The following is a 19,371-nucleotide window of genomic DNA, read 5'->3' on the forward strand; positions in this document are numbered from 1 at the left end:
GACGCAATGCCCTCCGATTCAGAGCGCGCCTCGGCGCTCCAGACGATCCCGCTGTTCGCCGCACTGTCCGAAGCCACCAGGATGCGCATTGTCGAGATAGCCGGGGAGCTGGAAGCCTCCGCGGGTCAGGTCCTGGTGCAACCCAGAACCGAGGGTTCCGGAATGTTCGTGGTAGAGGAGGGCACGGTGGTGGTCGAGCGGGACGGCAAACACATCGAGCTCGGAGCCGGGCAGTTCTTCGGCGAGCTCGCCCTGCTCACCGACACCAAGCGCACGGCTCGGGTGCGAGCAAAGACCGATTCCCGCCTGCTGGCGATCGGCCGGGACGAGTTCAAAGTCCTTCTCGAGTCCGAGCCCGGTCTTGCTCTCAACATGCTCGAGGTCCTCGCTCAGCGTCTAGCCCGCTAAACGGTCCTCAGTCACCCGGGCTCCATTGGAGGCTGAACGTCGAGTGGCTCCCCGAAAAACCCTTCAGCTCGGCCGGGCGAGGCGGGCCGAACCGAAACTCCGGGGAACCCTGGACCAGCGCCTTGGTCAGCTCCGACACGAGGATCTCCCCTCCCCGGGCCTTGTCGGCAATCCGTGATGCGTAGTTCACGTGCCGGCCGAAGAAGTCCCCGCTCTGCTTGACGACCTCCCCGGTATGGACCCCGATCCGAACCCGGATGGGTGGTGACTCCGGGGACTTCGCATTTCGGGCGGCGAGTGCCTTCTGAGAGCCGATGGCCGCCGTCAACGCCTGCCGGGCGCTGGGGAAGGCCAGCATGAACCCGTCTCCCCTGGACTTGACCACGACGCCGCCGGAGCTTGCGACCTCCTGCCGGATGATCCGGTCATGGTCGGCAAGCAGATCGAGCCACAACTGGTCCCCCAACGCTTCGTTGAGCTCGGTGGAACCCTCGATGTCGGTGAAGAGGATCGTCACCGTCCCGTCAGGGGCGGCCTGCACGGAGACCGGCGAATCTTCCGACTTGCCTCCCGGCGCCACGACGGCGACGGGCCCGTTCTTCGCTTCGTCGTCCTCGCCCGGAGCCGCCAGCTCGAGCGCCATCCGGAGCGTCTGTTTGTAACCGCCGGCCTCGGATGCCGTGATCACCCGGCCGAGCGCTTTCCGGCAGGCCTCGGCGTCGCCCGGGGCGTTGCGGCGCGAGTACAGGCGGGCCTGTGCCAGTCGGGTTTGGGCGGCCAGGTAACCGAATCCGGCAGCCTCGTGCAGTTCGAGCGCGGCATCCAGGTGGTAGCGGGCGTCGTCGTAACGACCGAGGAGCGTCGCCAGCACGCCCTGATGATGATGCCCGCACCCGTTGGTGGTAACCAGGTACCCGAACATGCCGAACCGGGTTCCGAACGGGGTGATCATGTCGTAGGCGATCTCTGCGGTTGCAGTGTCGTCCAGCCGGCGGCAGACCTCCGCAGTCAGCCCCATCATCCACAGCAGTCCGAACGACGTGTTTACCGTCTCGAAGTTCTCCGAAACCACTTTGCGCAGCAGGCGAGCCGCCTCATCGCTGTCACCCTGCGCAACCACCGCGAAGATGTAAGCCGCCCAGTTCCACCGAAAGGAGTCGGGTTCGGCAAGGAACTCGGTAACCGTGTCGAGCCACTCCTGATCCTGCATCTCGTACGCCAGGCAGAGACTGGCCCCCACCGTGAACCGCCAGACATTCGGGTCGCGTGCCTGGACGCCCTGGCGGATTGCATCGTGCACCAGCCCGGCGGCCTCCCCGTGCCTTCCCTCGGCGTAGCTCCAGGTCGCTTGGAACAAAGGGCTGAACCAGCTGTAGAGGGGCAGCCGCGCCTCGGCGGCCAGCTCGGCATACTGCTCGACGTCCCGGCGCGCCTCGGGGATCCGGTTGATGAAAAACAGCGCGATCATTCGCAGCCGCAACCCGAGGAGCCGGCGTTCGACGTCCCCGGCCCTGGTTGCAGTCTCGATGAGCTCGGTGGCCAGCTTGACCTGGGTGTGGGTCTCCCTTCCCTCGCCGAGCGCGATGATCCGGGCGTACAAAGCCTGGGCGGTCGCCTGCGGGTCGCCCACCCGGCGCGCCATGGAGACCGCCTCCCGGGAGAGCTCGTCCTCCTTGTAGCTGGTGGCGACGTCGAACCTGTAGGCCTCCCCCAGCCGCGCCAGCAGCCGCACGCGGAGGGCGGAATCCTGCCCCGCGGTGGCTGCAATCGCCGCCTCCAGGGTTTCTACGAGCTCCCGGCTCACCGAGCCCACCCCGGTGAGAATGTCGCCGATCCCCAGCGCCGCCTCCGCCATGAGCTCGACGAGACCGGACTCCGAGGCCTGCCTGAAGGCTGCCTGGAAGTTGTGGTGGGCCGCCGCCGGGTCGGCTGCGCTGATCTGCGCCCTGCCCATCGCCAGGAGGAGCTTGCACCGGTCCTCCTCGATGCCGGCTCCGGCTTCGATCAGATCGAGTGCCTGGAGGGCGTGGTCGTACTGTTCGGCGGCCTGCTCGAAGGCCAGCTGGTGCATCGCCTTGTCACCCGCCCGGCGGGCGTATGCGATGGCCTTGTCGACCCCTCCCAACGCCGAGGCCTCGAAGTAGTGGTGCGCCAGCTCGAAAAGGTAACGATCCGGGTCATCGCCTGCCAGCCGCTCCAGGGCCTCACCGGTCGCTTTGTGCAGCCGCAGTCTTTTGGCCGTCGAAAGCTCCTCGTAGAGGGTCTCCCTGATCAGCGCGTGGGCGAAGCGGTACCCGCCCCCGGCGGCCGGGTTGAGCACCCGGGCCCCGACGGCTTCGTCCAGAGCTTCCAGCAGGGTCTCGGTGGGGGTGGAGGCCAGCAGCTCGATCGCAGGAAGCTCGAACTCCCGGCCGAGCACTGATGCCAGAGTCAGCACCCGGTTGCACTCCTGTGAAAGCAGATCGAGACGCCGCCCGATCACCTCCTTGACCCCCTGGGGGATGGTCAGGCTCCACGTGCTGCCGGTCCTCGCCGAAAGCCTGCCCTCGGAGGCCAGGAGCCGAACGGTTTCGATGATGAAGAACGGGTTCCCTTCGGTCTCCGTCGCGATCGCCTTGACCAGGGAGTCCTCCGGGTCGGACCCGGTCGTGAGCTTGATGTAGCGGGCAAGGTCGGCTTCGGTCAGGCCCCGCAGGAGGATCCGGCGGGTGTTCGGCTCCCGGATGATCGAGGCGAGGCTCTGAGCCAGCGGGTGCTGCCGCCCGAGCTCGATGTCCCGGTAGGTGCATACGACGAGTATCCGGGTGTCCCGCAGCTGGCGGCTGACGAAGTCCAGGAGCAGCAGCGACGGCTTGTCCGCCCAATGCATGTCGTCCAGGAAGATCACCATCGGCTGGGAGCGGGAGGCGTTCTTCAGGAAGTTGGTCACCGAGTCGAACAGCTGGAAGCGTGAGGCCTCCAGGTCCGAGCCTGCCGGGCTCTGGACGTCGGGAAGAGCCTGCCGGACGTCGGAGACGATTTCCGCGATGTACCCGGCGCCGGACCCCATCTCCGAGGCCAGCGCCTGCGCCGAACGGTCGTGAACCGTCGACCGGATGACCTGGATCCAGGGCCAGTATGCCGGCGCCCCCTCGCCTTCGTAGCAACGGCCGGTCGCCACCTGGGCGCCCTTCATGCGGGCGTAGGTAAGCAGCTCCTCGGCCATGCGGGTCTTGCCGATGCCGGGCTCTCCCACCAGGAGGGCGACCCCCCCGGAATTCTTGCGGGCGGCGTCGAACATCAGCCGGAGCTGCTGGCTCTCGGCCTCCCGCCCCACGAATATTCCGCCGGCCAGCCGGTCGAGGGGATTCTCCTGGACCTCTACCTTTTCCGCCGAGGTTGTCGCCTCGTGCTCGAGGTCTCCCAGCCGGTCAAGCACGTCGGCCGCGCTTTGGGGGCGGTCGTCCGGCGACTTCGCAAGGAGGTCGAGGATGAGCTGCTCCAGTCCGGGCGACAGGTTCGGGTTGTGCCAGGTGGGTGCCACCGGCGCGGTGTTGATCTGCTGCGAAATGACCGCAATTGCATCGTCCCCGGCGAAGGGAGGCTTGCCGGTGGCCGCCTCGTAGAGCAGAGCACCCAGCGAGTAGAGGTCGCTGCGAGAGTCGACGCTCCCTCCGGTTGCCTGCTCGGGCGCCATGTATGCGACCGTGCCGAGCATCATGCCCTCCGCGGTAAGCCTGGCGGCCTGGGCGCCGGCGGCCAGGCCGAAGTCGCCCAGCTTCGCGGTGCCGTCCCGGGAGAGCCAGACGTTGGCCGGCTTGATGTCGCGATGGACGATGCCCTGGTCATGGACGTACTCCAGCGCGGCTGCGACCTGCCGGGCGATGGCCAGCACCCGCTCGGGGGGCAGCGCCCCGCCGGCCCGGTTCAGCTGCTCGTCCACCGAGCCGCCGGGCATCAACTCGGCGACCAGGTAGATGAAGTCCTCCTCCTCGCCGACGTCGAAGATGTTGACGATGTTCGGGTGGTCGCCCAGACGGGCCATCTGCCTGGCTTCCCGGCGGACGCGCTCAATGGACGCATCGTCCAGCCCGGCGATCCGGATCACCGAGAGGGCGACTTCCCGGTCCAGGCGGGTGTCCACCGCCCGGAAGACCTGTTTGCGGCCTCCCTGGCCAAGGAAGGATCTGGCAACGTACCGGTCGCCGCCGGCCGACGGTAGGAGGGGAGCAGCGGCCGAGGGGGGTTCGGCGACCTCCAGCCGGGTGCCGCAGGCGTCGCAGAATGCCGCCCCGCCCCGATTGTCTTTGCCGCAGTTCGGACAGATCACCGGCCCGGTCTCACCATGCTGTACTCAGCCGATCTCGAAGAATCGACATTCTCGCGCGTTCCTTCGGGATTTCGGAGGCTTGGCGGCTGTCTAGACCCTCGCCCTGGCCCGCCGGCGGCTTTTGAAGACCTCGATGAAGACCGGGATTAGGGACAGGAAGATGATGAAGATGATGATCGGCGTGATGTAGGTCTCCAGCTCCGGAAAACGTTTTCCAAGCCCGTAGCCGAGCAGGATTCCAAGGACCGACCAGATCGCCCCGCCGACGACGTTGAAGGTCACAAACGTCCGGTAGCGCATGCTCGACACGCCGGCGAGGATCGGAGTGAAGGTCCTCACGATCGGGATGAATCGCGCCAGGATCAGCGCCTTGGGGCCGTGTTTTTCGAAGAATTCGTGGCTTTTCGTCACGTTCTCCTGCTTGAAGAACCTGGAGTCCGGCCGCTTGAAGATGGAGGGGCCGACCTTGTTGCCGAACATGTAGCCAACCTGGTCACCCAGGACGGCCGCCAGGAAGACGACGAGGATCAGCACCGCCAGGTTCGGCCGTCCCGCCAGCGCCACCACCAGTCCTGCGGAGAACAGAAGCGAGTCCCCGGGCAGGAAGAACCCGAACAACAGGCCGGATTCGGCGAACACGATGGCGGCGATCACCAGAAGGAAGATGGGAGCGCCGCGCTCGAGAAGCGGCTCGAGGTCCGGGTGGAGTATCCACCGGATGGCGTCCGTTACAAATTCCAAGGGCGCCTCCGCCGGGCCGCAGTTTGTCTCACCGGCTCGATTCTATCTGCCGCTGAACACCACCCCTCACAAAAACAACCGGCCGCCCCGAAGGACGGCCGGTTTGCCTGGGAACCAAGTTAGGAAGCGAAGTCCTCCTCGCACTGCCTTTCGGTCTCGGCATTGCAGACATCCAGAGCAGCTCCGCCGTTCGCAAGGTCTTCGCCTTCATGCCCGGCCAGAGCGTCCCGTCCGCCCTCGCCGCGGAGGATGTCGTTGCCTTCCTGGCCGTAAACGGTGTCATCCCCGCCTTCACCGTTGGCCCGGTCGTTCCCCGGGCCGGCGTAGATCCGGTCGTGGCCGGAGCCCCCGAGGATGACGTCGTCGCCGGTGTTTTCACAGGTCTCGCCGTTGCCCACCTCGCCGGACTCGAATTCGCATCCATCGCCGTAGATGAGATCGTTTCCGGCCTCCCCAAAGAGCCGGTCGTCGCCCCCAAGTCCGTAGATGACGTCGTCCCCGCCGCCTCCCCGGATGACGTCGTTGCCCGGGGTGCCGCAGAGGACCTCGTCCTCCGATGTGCCTTGGATGTTGCTCCCGCTGATGTCGCAAACGAACTCGATACCGTGAACAGGCCCGGCCGTTGAAAGCACAAAGAGACCGGCCAGCAGCAGTATTGCCGGGACGGCGGCCGCCCGTCGCCCAGAACTGAAGATCGTCATGGCTCCCTCCTCAAAGTAGATGGTGAGCGGGAGGATTACCCCGATCGGTCCGGCCGAAACAGGTCCGCCCAAACCGTTGGGCCGCAAACGGATCCGGCCGCCCCGAGGGACGGCCGGATGTTTTCAGCCTGCCGGGCTAGTGCCCTGCGTGCACCCCCGACAGCTCCTTCACGACATCGGCGATGTAACCCTTGGCGTCGCCGAAGAGCATCATCGTCTTGTCCTCGAAGAACAACTCGTTCTCCACGCCGGCGAAACCGGCCGACATGCCTCGCTTCACCACCATGACCGTCTGCGCCTGGTCGGCGTTCAGGATCGGCATGCCGTAGATCGGGCTGGTCTTATCGGTCCTTGCGGACGGGTTGACCACGTCGTTGGCCCCGATGATCAACGCAACGTCCGTCTGCGGGAAGTCGGAGTTGATCTCGTCCATGTCGATCAGCCGGTCGTACGGAATGTCCGCCTCCGCCAGCAGCACGTTCATGTGGCCCGGCATGCGGCCTGCCACCGGGTGGATGGCAAACCGGACGTCGACGCCCCGCTTTGTCAGTGCGTCGTACAGCTCACGCACCTTGTGCTGGGCTTGCGACACCGCCATTCCGTAGCCGGGAATGATGATGACCGAGTCCGAGTTCTCCAGCATCTGCGCGGTTTCCTCCGGGCTGATGCTGCGAACCGAACGCTCCTCGACGTGGCCGTCCTTGATGTGCGCAACCGCCCCGAACCCGCCGAACAGCACGTTGGCGAAGGACCGGTTCATGGCCTTGCACATGATTATCGACAGGATCAAGCCGGACGTTCCGTCCAGGGCCCCTGCGATGATCAGCAGCTTGTTGTCCAGCGCAAAGCCCATGGCGGCTGCCGAAAGGCCGGCGTAGCCGTTGAGCAGAGCGATGACCGTAGGCATGTCCGCGCCGCCGATCGGGACGATCAGTGCGATACCGAAGATCAGGGTCAGCCCGATCAGCCACGGAAACAGGTGGGCGGCGCCGGGATTGACCACCAGGTACCCGGCGATGATCACCGAAGCAGCGAAGATTCCGAGGTTGATGAAGTTCTGGCCCTTGTAGAGGATCGGCTTGCTGGGCAGGATGCCCTGCAGCTTGCCGAATGCCATGAGCGATCCGGTGAACGTCAGGTATCCCAGGACCACCTCGAAACCGATAGCCGTCAGGGCGACCTTGGACAGGTTGGCGCCGTGAAGGTAGAACTCGGCGGTTCCCACGAGACCGGCCGCCAGGGCGCCCAGAGCGTGGGAGAAGGCGGTCCGTTGCGGCACCGCCGTCATCTTCATCAGAAGGGCCAGTGGAACACCGATGACTGCCCCGATGACCATGGCGATGGCGATCCACTGGAACTCGACGATCTCTTCCTTCATCAAGGTTCCGATGATGGCGAGAAGCATTCCGATCTCGCCGGCCTTGACTCCCTTGCGGGCGGTGCTGGGGTGGCTGAGCCACTTCAGCGACATGATGAACCCGACTGCGGAGATCAGGTAGACGAGATCGATCCAGCGTGTGACTCCCCCGACGGGGGCGGCTTCTGTCGCGGCGGTTGCAAGATTTAGAGGGTTCATGGCTTGACCGGCTCCTTCGTCTTGAACATCTTCAGCATCCGGTCGGTGATGAGGAATCCACCGACCACGTTTGCGAACGAGGCGGCGACTGCAATCGCACCCATCAGGGTGGCGTACGGGGCCTGGGCCGAGCCGGCCAGGATCAGCGAACCAACCAGCGAGATGGCTGCAATTGCGTTGGTGAGAGACATCAGCGGTGTGTGGAGCAGTACGGAGACCCGGCTGATCACCTGGTACCCGAGGAAGGCAGCCAGTACGAAGACGTACAGGCTATTGGTGAGTGACTCATCCATGGAAGTGGTTCCCCCTTAGAAAGACGACTGGGCGCGACTGGTTAGGTGGTTGCGTTCTCGGGTTCGGCGGCGCCGTTGGTGCTGCCAGCGGGCGGCGCGACGTTTAGGTCGGCCTTTCCATCCGGAGATGCGGCTGCGGCGGGTGCGGCGGACGGAGCACCAAGACCCAAAGCCTCACGCAGGCGGGGGAGGACAACCTCGCCGCCCCGGGCCAGCAGGGTCTCGTTGGTGATCTGGTCCTCCATGTCCCACTTGAACTCGCCGTCCTTCACCAGGTGGGTGAGGAAGGTGATCAGGTTCTTCGCGTACATGGAGCTGGCGTGGTACGGCACGGTTGCCGGCAGGTTCGTCGGGCCCATGATCGTGACGCCGTTGACCACGATGGTCTCGTCGGCCTTCGTCAGCTCGCAGTTGCCGCCTCGCTCTGCGGCAAGGTCGACGATGACCGAACCCGGCTGCATCTTCTCCACCATGTCGGCGGTGATCAGCACGGGAGACCTCTTGCCGGGGATCGCAGCAGTGGTAATAACGACGTCGATGTTCTCGACCACGCTGGTCATGAGCTCCCGCTGCTTTTTGAGGAAGTCTTCGCCCATCTCCTTGGCGTAGCCGCCCTTGTCCTCGGCGTCCGCAGAGTCGATCTCCATCTCGACGAACTTGGCGCCGACCGACACGACCTGCTCCTTGACGGCAGCGCGGACGTCGTAGGCCTGCACGACGGCCCCGAGGCGCTTGGCGGTGGCGATGGCCTGAAGGCCCGCCACGCCGGCGCCGATGACGAACACCTTGGCCGGGCGAATCGTCCCGGCGGCGGTGGTCAGCATGGGGAACATCTTCGGCATCGTTGCGGCGGCCAGTACCACGGCCTTGTAGCCGCCGACTGTGGCCTGGGAGGAAAGCACGTCCATGCTTTGGGCTCGGGTGATACGGGGCATGAGCTCGACCGACAGGATGGTGGCTCCCGTGCCCGCCATCTCCTTGATGCCTTCGGCGTTTCCGAGCGGATCGGTGAAGCCCACGACGACCTGGTCCTTCTTCATGAGACCGAGATCCGAACGGCCTTCTTTTGAGTTGGAACCGAACGTCTGGACCTGAACCACGATGTCGGCCCCGAAGGCGTCCTCGCGGGTCCCGATCTTGGCTCCCTTTGCCTCGTACTCAGAGTCTGGGAACCCGGCTGCTTCTCCGGCGCCCGATTGAACGATCGCGTCTATCCCTGCCTTAGACAGAGCTTGTAAAACACCCGGTACCAAGGCCACTCTGGCCTCGCCCGGGAAGGTTTCGGTTGGCACGCCAACCGTCAACTTCCGGTCCTCCGCCACTTTCGACCTCCTTATAGAAAACAACCCGCAGATGGGGATGTCGCCGGGCCCGGCTAGGCGCGGCGAATTAATGCGAAAAAGTGCTTGCGTAGGCTACTGGATATCGGAGGGCAAAATCATCTTTGTCCTTTGATTGGAAGCTGATGGGAAGCACGGGCAAATCAGCGTCCCCGAACCGGCTCGAAAAGACCCGGCGTATTGCCGCCGCCCGGTATTGCCTTATACTTTTTGAGCAGAGTTTTTAAAGCGTTCTGAGCGCCAACAGTTTCATTCCAAAAAAGTGGGCTTCCGGCCCATTTTTGGTTTTCTGGAGCAGGTGGGTTTCAGCCGGACGGCGGGCCATGCGGGCCCGAGTGGTCGACCGGCGCTTCCAGCGGGGCTCGTTCCGGCTGGATGACAACTTAAGGAGGTGGCTATGCCCCGGCTTGAAGTGAGCCCCGAGGTCCGTGCCATCTGCCAGACGGTTGCCGATCGCCGGAACGTGGAACTGGTTGACGTCCGCTACGGTCGTTCGGGTCGGGACGTCACGCTCGAGGTGATCGTCGACCGAAACGGTGATGTCGATTTCGACCTGATCACCGAAGTTTCCAAAGATCTTTCAGACGCTCTGGACGAGGACGAGGACCTCATCGAGGGCAGCTACATGCTCGAGGTCTCCTCGGCCGGTTTGGAGAGGCCGCTGATGAAGCCGGCCGACTACGAGCGATTTGCCGGGCACGAGGTCAAGGTCGTGTGCCGGGAGCCGGTGGACGGTAGGAACCAGTTTCGGGGACCTATCGCCGCAGCAGGAGAAGACGCGTTCACCCTGGACCTGCGTGACCGTGGCCTGGTTGAGATTCCGTACGCCGTCGTTAAAAAGGCCCACCTGTGGGTCGACTGGGAAGAAGAACTCAAAAGGGCGGAAGAGATCCGAATTGATGAGGGCGACGAGGTACCGCAGCGTCGCCGTAAGAAGAAGTCGTTGGAAGGAAGAGGTCGTTAGATGAATCCAATTGATATGGATGCTCTTCGTCTGGTTGAACGCGAAAAAGGCATTGCGTTCGAAAGCGTTGTCGTAGCTCTCGAACAGGCGCTCGCCGCCGCGTACAAAAGGTCCCCTGAGGCCGCTGCCCCCGAGGCGCGGGTTGAGATCGACCGCCAGTCCGGCGAGGTCGTGGTCTACGCCCAGGAGGTCGAGGAGATCGAGGAGTCCGGCGAGTTCAAGGTCACCAAGGAGTGGGAGGCAACGCCGCCCGACTTCGGCCGTATCGCCGCTCAGACCGCCAAGCAGGTCATCCTCCAGAGGATTCGTGAGGCCGAGCGTGAGGTTACCTACGGCGAGTACTCCGGCCGTGAGGGCGACATCGTGACCGCCATCGTGCAGCAGGCGGACCCCCGCTACGTCCTTTTGGACCTGGGCAAGGGCGTTGAAGCATTGCTGCCCCAGCAGGAGCAGGTTCCCGGGGAGCGCTACGACCACGGCTCACGGGTCAAGGCGTACATCGTGGAGGTCCGCCGTTCGCCGAAGGGCCCCCAGATCGTCTGCTCCCGCACCCACCCCAACCTCATCCGCAAGCTGTTCGAACTCGAGGTCCCGGAGATCCTGGACGGCGTGGTGGAGATCAAGCAGGTTGCACGGGAGCCCGGGCACCGCTCGAAGATCGCCGTTGCCTCCAACGACAAGAACGTCGACCCGACCGGCGCCTGCGTCGGCCCCCGGGGCTCCCGGGTCCGCATGGTGGTAAACGAGCTTCGCGGGGAGAAGGTCGATATCATTACCTGGTCCGACGACATCGGCCAGTTTGTTGCCAACGCCCTGTCGCCCGCCAAGGTCAAAGAGGTCCAGATCGACCCCGAGACCCAAACGGCCGAGGTTACGGTTCCCGACTTCCAGCTTTCCCTGGCTATCGGCAAGGAGGGGCAGAACGCCCGCCTGGCCGCCCGCCTGACCGGCTGGAGGATCGACATCAAGAGCGAGACCCAGGCGGCGAACGAACAGGCTGCCAGCGCCGCGGCCGAAAAGATAAAGGCGGCAAAAGCTGATGCCGCGGCCGGGGGTTGAACGAAGCTGCTGCGGATGCCGGACGCGCCGGGAAAAAAAGCAACTGGTTCGGTTTGTTGAGGTGGCGCCGGGCCGGGTCGAACTAGACCCGGAAGGCACCGCCGGGGGCAGGGGAGCGTACGTGTGTCGCTCGATCTCCTGTATGGAGCTGGCCTTCAAACGCGGCGGTCTGGCAAGAACATTAAGAACCGCGATACCTGGAGAGCAGGCAGCGGCCCTAAGGATGAGGTTCGTGGGATATCTTGGAGTTATCGATGACTAGCATCAGAGTTCATGAAGTAGCAAAACGATTAGGCCTCTCTTCTAAAGAGACGGTTGAAAAATTCCTCGCGCTCGGAGTTCCGGTAAAGGGCCACTCCTCCTCAGTCTCTGAGGCCGATGTCACCAAGCTTGCCAAGACCCTGAACGGCGACGCGAAGGCCGCCCCCGCCGCTCCCCCGAAGGCCGCAGCCGCCAAGCCGGCGGCAAAGGCCGCTCCCCCAAAGGCGGCGCCCGCCAAGGCAGCGCCGGTCAAGCCTGCCGCGGCCGCAAAGCCTGCTGCGGCAAAGCCGGCGGCCCCGGCGGCGAAGGTTGCGGTTCCCGCCCCCAGTCCCGAGCCCGCCAAGCCCGCAGCCCCGGCCCAGCCGGCGGCCCCTGCAAAGCCGGCAGCCACCCACCAGGCTCCGCCGGCCGCCCCTCCCTCTCAAGCACCCCGCCCCGCGCAGAACCGTCCGGCGCAGGGTGCCGCACGACCCGCGCAGGGTGGCGGACGCCCCGACAACCGCGGAGGCCAGGGATCCAACCGTCCCGGCGGCAGGCAGCAGGGCCAGGGACAGAACCGCCAGGGTGGAGGGCGTACGCAGGCTCCCTCACGATCCACCCAGCCGGCCGCCCCGGCCTCTCCCGCACCGGTGGAGACTCCGGCGCCGGTGGAGACCGCCGCCGCATCGTCCAACGGCGCCATCCACGTTCAGCACGGAGTGACCGTCGAGGACCTGGCCGACAAGCTCAACCGTTCTCCCGGGGAGATCATCAAGACCCTTCTGATGCTTGGTGAGATGAAGACCATCACCCAGTCGCTTTCCGACTCCCTGGTGGAGATCGTCGCCGAGGAGTTCGGCGTCAAGGTCGAGATTCTGTCGGTGGAAGAGGAAGCCAAAGAGCAGGAGGACGAGTCCGAAGCCCCCGACGACCCGGCGAACCTGGAGCCCAGGGCGCCTATCGTCACCGTCATGGGGCACGTCGACCACGGCAAGAGCTCCATCCTTCAGCAGTTCCGCAAGAAGGAGATGCTTTCTTTGGAGGCCGGCGGCATCACACAGGCCATCGGCGCCTACCAGGTCCACACCTCCGACGGCCGGACCGTCACCTTCATCGACACCCCGGGTCACGAAGCGTTCACCCAGATGCGTGCCCGCGGCGCCCAGGTCACCGACATCGCGATCCTGGTGGTGGCGGCGGACGACGGCGTCCAGCCCCAGACCATCGAGGCGATGGACCACGCCAAGGCGGCCGGTGTGCCGATCATCGTTGCGGTCAACAAGATCGACAAGCCCGAGGCCGACCCGATCCGGGCGCGCCAGCAGCTGGCCGAGCACGGCCTGTCCCCGGAGGAGTGGGGCGGCGACACAGTGTTCGTCGACGTGTCCGCCAAGGCCGGCACGAATCTGGACGACCTGCTCGAGATGATCCACCTGGTCACCGACATGCAGGAGCTGAAGGCCAACCCGAACACCACCGCCCGCGGCGTGTCCGTGGAAGCCCACCTGGACAAGGGACGAGGCCCGCTGGCCACGCTGATCGTCCAGAAGGGCACCCTGAACGTCGGCGACCCGGTTGTCTGCGGCGCCGCATGGGCCAAGGTCCGGGCGCTGACCGACGAAGCCGGCAAGACCGTCAAGAAGGCAGGTCCCTCGCAGCCGGTCCTCGTGACCGGTTGGTCCAAGGTACCGCTGGCCGGCGACGAGTTCCGAGTCGTGGCCGACGAACGTGAGGCCAAACGCATCTCCCAGGAGAGAGAGGTCAAGCTGCGCCAGGCGGAGTTCGCCGAGGGCGGCAAGGCCATGAGCCTCGAGGAGCTGCTTTCCAAGGCCCGCGACGGAGACACGCCGGAGCTGAAGCTGATCGTCCGTGCCAACTCGCAGGGAGCCATCGAGGCGCTCTCCGAGTCCATCGACAAGCTCGACCAGTCGCTGGTGCGCACTGTGATCCAGCGCAAAGCCGTCGGCGCCATCAACGAGAACGACATCTGGATGGCCAAGGCCTCCGGCGCGATCGTGGTGGGCTTCGCCGTCCGCCCCGACACCGGCGCCCGCCAGCTGGCGGAGAAGGAAGGCGTGGACGTCCGGCTCTACGAGGTCATCTACCAGCTGCTCGACGACATCACCAAGGCCACGCACGGGCTGCTCGCCCCGCTGGAGGAGGAGGTCGTCATGGGCACCGCCGAGGTCCGGGACACCTTCAAAACCCCGAAGGCCACGGTCGCCGGAAGCTACGTCACCGACGGCAAGGTCGTCCGCAACTCCAAGGCCCGGCTGCTGCGTGACGGCAAGGTCATCCACACCGGGGAGATTTCGAGCCTCCGGCGCTTCAAGGACGACGTCCGTGAGGTCACCTTCGGCTACGAGTGCGGCATCACCATCGCCGGGTACAACGACATCAAGATCGGCGATGTCATCGAGACCTACGAGGTTCGTGAGGTCGCAAGAACCTGAGGCCGCCAGGCCGAAGATTCTTGCGACGAGTTAGACAGCCGGCCGAAGGCCGTCCATGCTTTAAGTCATGTACGTAGGGGTCGCAAGGTTCGATTTCCTGGTCCCCGGGTCCACCTCATTGAAGGAAAAGCGAAGGGTTGTTCAAAGCATGATCGGGACCCTGAGCTCCAAGTTCAACGTGGCGGTGGCCGAGGTGGAACACCAGGATCTGCGCCAGAGGGGGACCCTGGGGATCTCGTGCGTGTCGAACTCGTCGTTTCACGCCCAGAAGATGCTGCACGAAGTCGAGCGGTACCTCCGGGGGAGGTACGAGGTGGAGATCGTGGATGTCGACATTGAGGTGATGGTCCCGGATGCCTAGGAATTATCCGCGCTCCAACCGCGTTGAAGAGTTGGCTCGTGAGGTGCTGAGCGAGGCGGTCCGCGAGATGAAGGACCCCCGGGTGGGGTTCGTCACAATCACCGGGGTCAAGATCGAGAAGGACATGCGGGTGGCCCACGTCTACGTGAGCACCATGGGGACCGAGTCGGAGCGCAACAACACCCTGTCCGCACTGAAGCACGCCAAGGCGCACCTCCGGTCGACGATGGGCCGGGAGATCAGGCTCCGCCGGGTGCCCGAGATCGACATAGTCGAGGACACGACGGCAGAGACGTCGCAGCGCCTCGAAGAGCTGCTGCGGGGGCTTGGAGTGTCGCAGGCCCCCGACACCGGGTCGCTGGCCGACAAGTACAACCTGCCCGAGGACGAGGAGACACCGTGATCGCAGAAACCGAGTGGACCCGGGCGGTAGACGCCCTGCGCAACGCGGGCGAGGTGGCGATCTCGTGCCACGTCTCCCCCGACGGCGACGCGTTCGGGTCGATGCTCGGGCTCGGCCTTCACCTCGAGAGCCTGGGCAAGAAGGTCTGGATGAGCTGGGGGAGCCCGGAGGCTCTGATCCCCGACAACTACAGTTTCCTGCCCGGGGTCGACAAGATCGTTCCCCAGGACCGGTTCCCGGACAAGGTCGAGGTCTTCGTCGCGATCGACTGCGGTGACCAGCGGCGGCTCGACCTGCTGACGTCCAAGTTCCTGGCGGCGGGGACCAGGCTGAACATCGACCACCACGTCTCCAACACCAACTACGGAGACATCAACCTCGTCGACCACCACCGGGCGTCCTCGGCCGAGCTTGCCCTCGAGCTGATCCAGCGGATGGGCGGCGAGGTCACGCCGGAGATTGCTACCAACCTCTACACCGGAGTGGTCACCGACACCGGGCGGTTCCAGTACTCCAACACCTCGCCGGCGACCCTGCAGGCGGCGGTTGAGCTGCGGGAGGCGGGTGCCGACCACCTGACCGTCGCGGAGCAGATCTTCGAGTCGGCCCCGTTCGACCAGCTGCGCATCCTGGGCAAGGTGCTCGCCCGGGCGAAGCTGGAGGACGGCGTGGTCTACAGCTGGCTGCTGACGGAGGACCTCGAAGGGCTCGGCCTGGAGATCGCCGAGGACTTCATCGACTTCCTCAAGGTGGTCAAAGAAGCCGATGTCGCGATGATCCTCAAGGAGCGGCCCGAGGGCGGCTGGCGGGCGTCGCTTAGGTCCCGAACCGAGATCGACGTGTCGGCCGTTGCCCAGTCGTTCGGCGGAGGCGGCCACACCAAGGCGGCCGGCTTCAGCATCCGGGGCGAATTGGACGACGTGCTGTCCCGGATCAGGCAACGGCTCGCCGAAGCGAAGGCCCCGGCGGCACAATGAGCGACGAGGCAGCGGTCTCCGGGCTGCTGGTTGTGGACAAGCCCGCCGGCATCACGTCGCACGACGTGGTCAACCGGCTGCGGCGGGTCTACGGCACCAAGAAGGTCGGCCACGCCGGCACGCTGGACCCGATGGCGACCGGCGTCCTGATCATGGGCATCGGCAAAGCCACCCGGCTGTTGAACTTCCTGCAGGGAACCGCCAAGGAGTACCGCGCTACTGCGCGCTTCGGGGTGACCACCTCCACCGAGGACGCCGAGGGCGAGGTCCTGGCCGAGACCGCGTGCGACCTGGACATCGAGCGTGTCCGGGAGGCAGCGGCGAAGTTCGTCGGCGAGATCAGCCAGGTGCCCCCGATGGTGTCGGCGATCAAGGTCAACGGCGAGGCGCTCTACAAGGCCGCCCGCCGGGGCGAGGAGGTCGAACGGGAGCCCCGGACGGTGCGCATCTACGCGCTGGAAGTCGAAAGCTTCGACCCGGAAAGCCAGTCCGCAACCCTGTACGTCAAGTGTTCGAGCGGCACCTACATCCGGACCCTGGGCGCCGACCTGGGCGCTGCGCTCGGTTGTGGTGCTCACCTGACGGCGCTCAGGCGGCTGTCGGTTGGGTCGTTCAAGGAGTCCGAATCGGTGCGGTTGGGGGACCTGCAGGAGATGGAGAGGGCGGACGCCGAGGCCCGCATCCTGCCCATGCACGAGGCCATGCGTGACTTCCCCCGCCGGGTGGTCGACGAGGCCGAGCTGGACGACGTCAGCCACGGTCGAGAGCTGGTCGCCCAGCAGGCCCCAATGAGGCTCGGAGAGCTGCCCATGATGTCGATGAAGCGCACCGGCGACCGGCCCGCCCACGAAGCCGGAATGACCGCCGGTATCCCGGTCGGGATCATCGGACCGGACGGCGAGCTGGTAGCGGTGTACCGGCGGTCGGCCAAGGGCCTGAAGCCGGCGGCGGTGCTGATATGAAGGTCGTCCGGGGCGGGGAGCCGGCCGACACGCCTACCGCAGTCACCATCGGCAACTTCTACTGCGTCCACCGGGGCCACCAGTCGCTGATCCGCAAGGTCAAAAAGCACGCACAGGAGCTCGACGCCCTCGCCACGGTGATCACGTTCGAGCCGCACCCGCAGAAGGTTCTTCGCGGCATCGGACCTCCCGGCCTGGTGACCGCCGAGGGCAAGCTGGCGCTGCTGGAGCAGGCCGGGGTCGACCAGGTGGTGATCCTGGACTTCACTCCGGAACTATCCCGGGTAGAGCCGGAGGAGTTCATCGAGAGGATCCTGGTGAAGGAGCTGGGCGTGAAGGCGATAGTGGTCGGCTCGGACTTCCGCTTTGGCCGCTACGCCCGGGGCGACGTGACGATGCTCAAGTCGTTCGGCAAGCGCCTGGGATTTCTCTTCGAGCCCGCCCGCATGGCGGAGGCCGAGGGCCAGACGATCTCCAGCACTGCAATCCGCCACGCCCTGGCCGAGGGCGACGTCCGCTGGGCCGCCAAGGCGATGGGCCGTCCCTACCGGCTGCCGGGCAAGGTCGTCCACGGCGCCGGCCGGGGAAAGGGCCTGGGCTACCCGACCGCCAACCTGAACCCGCCGCCCGAGATTTGTGTGCCGGGAGCAGGGATCTACGCCGGCTACACGGTCGACCAGGGCCGGAAGCGCCCGAGCGCAATCAGCGTCGGCACCAACCCGACGTTCGGGCAGAACCCGCTGAGCGTGGAGTCGTTCGTGATCGACTTTGAGGGCGACCTGTACGGCCACGACGTCGAATTCGAGTTCATCGCCCGGCTCAGGGACCACATCGCGTTCCCGAGCGTGGAAGCGCTGAACGAGGCGATAGCCAACGACGTAGAGGAAGCGCGCAGGATCCTGGGCGTCTAGGGTCGGCCGGACGCCCCCGATGGGGTGCCGCACATTCCGCAGTAAAGCGCCTTGTACGCGATGGGTGCGTTGCACGAATTGCAGTAGTGGACCGCCCGGCTTCGGAAACCGAAAAGGTGAAGTGGAAGACCGAGTGCCGCCAGGCCGGCCGGGAAGAGAATGAAGTAGTACAGCGAGGGTTCGAGGATCGAATCGCCCGGTTCCATTCCCTCCGGCCACATTCCGGTGACGATTGCAACCGTCATGAGGTACAGGCCGGCCAGATCCTTCTTCCACGTTTGGCGCCAGCTTGCAGCCGAGAATGGGTATGGCGGCGTTGTCACGAGCTGCCCGAATAGACATACGGACAGAGCCAGTACCAGGCCTGCTGAAATCGAAAGACCAATGCTTAAGCCGCCAAGAATTCTGAACGCGGTCATGGCCAACCCAAACCCGGCGGGTATCAGGAGCCAGTAGCGCCCGATACGAACGACCCGGCCGCATGACGGGCAACGATTCACCCCCACCGGGCAAGCGGTGCCGCAGTGCATGCAGTACATCGTTCGACCGGTGATAGGAGGACTCCCTGTTGGCGACCCAACGACCAGCCCGTTAGCCTTTCGAGGGTCCGAAAACCGATCGAAGGGTTCCAGTGTGCGCTACCGGATCGTCGATGTGTTCACCGACAAGCCGTTTTCCGGCAACGGGCTTTGTGTGGTCCTGGACGAATGTCCCGAACACCTGATGCAGGCCGTTGCTCGTGAGGCCAACCTCAGCGAGACCACCTTTCCCACGGTCACCGGCGAGGACTCCTACCGAATGCGGGTGTTCACCCCGGCGGGCGAGCTGTCGTTTGCCGGCCACCCGTCGATCGGGACTGCCTGGGTCCTGGGCCCCCGCACCTGGACCCAGACCACGTCCGGCGCCACGGTAACCGTCGAGGCCGACGCCGAGGGGGCCGAGATGACCCAGCCGGACCCCACCATCACCCGGGTTGACCCGGCCGGCATGGCGGAAGCCCTTGGGCTCATCGGTCTGGAGGGCGCCTGGCTCTCGGAGGCGGGAGGCACCAACCACGTGCTGGTTCCGACCACCGGCCCTCTGGAGGACATCCAGCCCGACCTGGTGTCGGTCGAGGCCCTGGCCGCCCGGGCCGGCGGCATCAGCCTCTGTGCCTTCCGCCGGCTTGACGACAGGAACCTTCACGCTCGGGTCTTCGTTCCCTCAGCGGGCATAACCGAGGACCCCGGCACCGGGTCCGCCGCCGGACCCATCGGTCTTCTGGCCCGGCGTCTTTGGGGCGTGGACCAGAATCTGACCATCCGGCAGGGCGACGAGATCGGGCGGGCGTGCCGGATCCAGGTACGGGCACTCGACGGCGACATCAGGGTAGGCGGAAGGGTGGTTGCCTCGGCCGAGGGGCGCTGGCTGGTCTGAGGGTCCTACAGACGTAGTGCCACATGGCACTATCGGCGGCAGTCGGAGCTGCCGATACTTACCAGATGACCAGAAACCTGAAGATCACTCTTGCCGCGATCGCCGCTGGCACTGCACTTGTTCTGTTGTCGTTCGTGGCAGTCTCCTTCGGCTCGCAGGTACAACCGCCCGAAGAGGTCTCCGTCTCAAGCAGGATCGCCGAAACCGTCGCCCGGACGACTGAAATCGCTTTGGCGGAAGCCGAGGCTTCGCAGCCC

At 65.4% G+C, this 19,371-nt stretch carries 19 protein-coding genes; 12 read left to right on the plus strand and 7 right to left on the minus strand.

Features of this window, described 5'->3' with window-relative positions:
- Positions 1 to 6: 6 nt before the first annotated feature.
- Positions 7 to 408 (plus strand): cyclic nucleotide-binding domain-containing protein, encoded by a 402-nt coding sequence (locus tag VFV09_11765; GenBank protein ID HEU4868391.1) that lies wholly within the window; start codon positions 7 to 9, stop codon positions 406 to 408.
- A gap of 7 nt (positions 409 to 415) precedes the next feature.
- Here the strand turns inward: VFV09_11765 and VFV09_11770 are convergent, their stop codons facing one another.
- The 6 genes from VFV09_11770 to VFV09_11795 form a co-directional block, all read right to left on the minus strand.
- Positions 416 to 4,717 (minus strand): protein kinase, encoded by a 4,302-nt coding sequence (locus VFV09_11770; protein ID HEU4868392.1) that lies wholly within the window; start codon positions 4,715 to 4,717, stop codon positions 416 to 418.
- A 90-nt stretch (positions 4,718 to 4,807) separates the two neighbouring features.
- A complete protein-coding gene (locus tag VFV09_11775) occupies positions 4,808 to 5,458 on the minus strand; it encodes a VTT domain-containing protein (protein ID HEU4868393.1) in 651 nt (216 codons plus the stop codon).
- Positions 5,459 to 5,577: 119 nt separating this feature from the next.
- Entirely contained in the window at positions 5,578 to 6,159 is a 582-nt protein-coding gene (locus tag VFV09_11780; GenBank protein HEU4868394.1) for a calcium-binding protein, read from the minus strand.
- Positions 6,160 to 6,295: 136 nt separating this feature from the next.
- Positions 6,296 to 7,735: an NAD(P)(+) transhydrogenase (Re/Si-specific) subunit beta gene (locus tag VFV09_11785; protein ID HEU4868395.1), complete on the minus strand. Its 1,440-nt coding sequence runs from the start codon at positions 7,733 to 7,735 to the stop codon at positions 6,296 to 6,298.
- Positions 7,732 to 8,028 carry an NAD(P) transhydrogenase subunit alpha gene (locus tag VFV09_11790; protein HEU4868396.1) on the minus strand — a complete coding sequence of 99 codons (297 nt, stop codon included), beginning with the start codon at positions 8,026 to 8,028 and terminating at the stop codon, positions 7,732 to 7,734. The genes VFV09_11785 and VFV09_11790 overlap by 4 nt, the downstream gene beginning before the upstream one ends.
- Positions 8,029 to 8,069: 41 nt before the next feature.
- Entirely contained in the window at positions 8,070 to 9,350 is a 1,281-nt protein-coding gene (locus VFV09_11795; GenBank protein ID HEU4868397.1) for a Re/Si-specific NAD(P)(+) transhydrogenase subunit alpha, read from the minus strand.
- A 415-nt stretch (positions 9,351 to 9,765) separates the two neighbouring features.
- Between VFV09_11795 and rimP the strand changes: the two genes are divergently transcribed.
- The 9 genes from rimP to VFV09_11840 all read left to right on the plus strand — a co-directional run bounded on the left by rimP (position 9,766) and on the right by VFV09_11840 (position 17,698).
- On the plus strand, positions 9,766 to 10,332 hold the full coding sequence (rimP, locus tag VFV09_11800) for a ribosome maturation factor RimP (GenBank protein ID HEU4868398.1): 567 nt from the start codon (positions 9,766 to 9,768) through the stop codon (positions 10,330 to 10,332).
- Positions 10,333 to 11,391: a transcription termination factor NusA gene (gene nusA, locus VFV09_11805; GenBank protein ID HEU4868399.1), complete on the plus strand. Its 1,059-nt coding sequence runs from the start codon at positions 10,333 to 10,335 to the stop codon at positions 11,389 to 11,391. It begins immediately after the preceding gene.
- Positions 11,372 to 11,653 (plus strand): YlxR family protein, encoded by a 282-nt coding sequence (locus VFV09_11810; GenBank protein ID HEU4868400.1) that lies wholly within the window; start codon positions 11,372 to 11,374, stop codon positions 11,651 to 11,653. The genes nusA and VFV09_11810 overlap by 20 nt, the downstream gene beginning before the upstream one ends.
- The gene (infB, locus tag VFV09_11815; protein ID HEU4868401.1) at positions 11,646 to 14,084 is read left to right on the plus strand and encodes a translation initiation factor IF-2; all 2,439 of its coding nucleotides are present in this window, start codon (positions 11,646 to 11,648) and stop codon (positions 14,082 to 14,084) included. Before VFV09_11810 ends, infB begins: the two co-directional genes overlap by 8 nt.
- A 67-nt stretch (positions 14,085 to 14,151) precedes the next feature.
- A complete protein-coding gene (locus tag VFV09_11820) occupies positions 14,152 to 14,445 on the plus strand; it encodes a DUF503 domain-containing protein (protein ID HEU4868402.1) in 294 nt (97 codons plus the stop codon).
- A complete protein-coding gene (rbfA, locus tag VFV09_11825; protein ID HEU4868403.1) occupies positions 14,438 to 14,848 on the plus strand; it encodes a 30S ribosome-binding factor RbfA in 411 nt (136 codons plus the stop codon). Before VFV09_11820 ends, rbfA begins: the two co-directional genes overlap by 8 nt.
- Positions 14,845 to 15,825, plus strand: coding sequence for a bifunctional oligoribonuclease/PAP phosphatase NrnA (locus tag VFV09_11830; GenBank protein ID HEU4868404.1), 981 nt, complete (start codon positions 14,845 to 14,847; stop codon positions 15,823 to 15,825). Before rbfA ends, VFV09_11830 begins: the two co-directional genes overlap by 4 nt.
- Positions 15,822 to 16,787 carry a tRNA pseudouridine(55) synthase TruB gene (gene truB, locus VFV09_11835; GenBank protein HEU4868405.1) on the plus strand — a complete coding sequence of 322 codons (966 nt, stop codon included), beginning with the start codon at positions 15,822 to 15,824 and terminating at the stop codon, positions 16,785 to 16,787. Before VFV09_11830 ends, truB begins: the two co-directional genes overlap by 4 nt.
- The gene (locus tag VFV09_11840; protein ID HEU4868406.1) at positions 16,784 to 17,698 is read left to right on the plus strand and encodes a bifunctional riboflavin kinase/FAD synthetase; all 915 of its coding nucleotides are present in this window, start codon (positions 16,784 to 16,786) and stop codon (positions 17,696 to 17,698) included. Before truB ends, VFV09_11840 begins: the two co-directional genes overlap by 4 nt.
- Here the strand turns inward: VFV09_11840 and VFV09_11845 are convergent.
- A complete protein-coding gene (locus tag VFV09_11845) occupies positions 17,695 to 18,117 on the minus strand; it encodes a hypothetical protein (protein ID HEU4868407.1) in 423 nt (140 codons plus the stop codon). The two genes, VFV09_11840 and VFV09_11845, sit on opposite strands and share 4 nt — an antisense overlap.
- A gap of 214 nt (positions 18,118 to 18,331) precedes the next feature.
- On the opposite strand from VFV09_11845, the gene VFV09_11850 reads away from it, so the two are divergent.
- Positions 18,332 to 19,114, plus strand: coding sequence for a PhzF family phenazine biosynthesis protein (locus VFV09_11850; GenBank protein HEU4868408.1), 783 nt, complete (start codon positions 18,332 to 18,334; stop codon positions 19,112 to 19,114).
- A 65-nt stretch (positions 19,115 to 19,179) separates the two neighbouring features.
- Positions 19,180 to 19,371 (plus strand): hypothetical protein (locus VFV09_11855; GenBank protein ID HEU4868409.1); only part of this gene is annotated, 192 nt, incomplete at its 3' end.

The sequence above is a fragment of the Actinomycetota bacterium genome, assembly GCA_035759705.1.
In the GTDB taxonomy this organism is placed as follows: Bacteria; Actinomycetota; CADDZG01; order JAHWKV01; family JAHWKV01; genus JAJCYE01.

What these genes read in the sequence shown, in the direction of transcription:
- VFV09_11785 (HEU4868395.1), bottom strand. Translation starts at nt 7,735, where the DNA reads ATGAACCCTCTAAATCTTGCAACCGCCGCGACAGAAGCCGCCCCCGTC.
- infB (HEU4868401.1), top strand. Translation starts at nt 11,646, where the DNA reads ATGACTAGCATCAGAGTTCATGAAGTAGCAAAACGATTAGGCCTCTCT.
- VFV09_11810 (HEU4868400.1), top strand. Translation starts at nt 11,372, where the DNA reads ATGCCGCGGCCGGGGGTTGAACGAAGCTGCTGCGGATGCCGGACGCGC.
- VFV09_11845 (HEU4868407.1), bottom strand. Translation starts at nt 18,117, where the DNA reads ATGACCGCGTTCAGAATTCTTGGCGGCTTAAGCATTGGTCTTTCGATT.
- nusA (HEU4868399.1), top strand. Translation starts at nt 10,333, where the DNA reads ATGAATCCAATTGATATGGATGCTCTTCGTCTGGTTGAACGCGAAAAA.
- VFV09_11840 (HEU4868406.1), top strand. Translation starts at nt 16,784, where the DNA reads ATGAAGGTCGTCCGGGGCGGGGAGCCGGCCGACACGCCTACCGCAGTC.
- VFV09_11820 (HEU4868402.1), top strand. Translation starts at nt 14,152, where the DNA reads ATGTACGTAGGGGTCGCAAGGTTCGATTTCCTGGTCCCCGGGTCCACC.
- rimP (HEU4868398.1), top strand. Translation starts at nt 9,766, where the DNA reads ATGCCCCGGCTTGAAGTGAGCCCCGAGGTCCGTGCCATCTGCCAGACG.
- VFV09_11765 (HEU4868391.1), top strand. Translation starts at nt 7, where the DNA reads ATGCCCTCCGATTCAGAGCGCGCCTCGGCGCTCCAGACGATCCCGCTG.
- truB (HEU4868405.1), top strand. Translation starts at nt 15,822, where the DNA reads ATGAGCGACGAGGCAGCGGTCTCCGGGCTGCTGGTTGTGGACAAGCCC.
- rbfA (HEU4868403.1), top strand. Translation starts at nt 14,438, where the DNA reads ATGCCTAGGAATTATCCGCGCTCCAACCGCGTTGAAGAGTTGGCTCGT.
- VFV09_11780 (HEU4868394.1), bottom strand. Translation starts at nt 6,159, where the DNA reads ATGACGATCTTCAGTTCTGGGCGACGGGCGGCCGCCGTCCCGGCAATA.
- VFV09_11790 (HEU4868396.1), bottom strand. Translation starts at nt 8,028, where the DNA reads ATGGATGAGTCACTCACCAATAGCCTGTACGTCTTCGTACTGGCTGCC.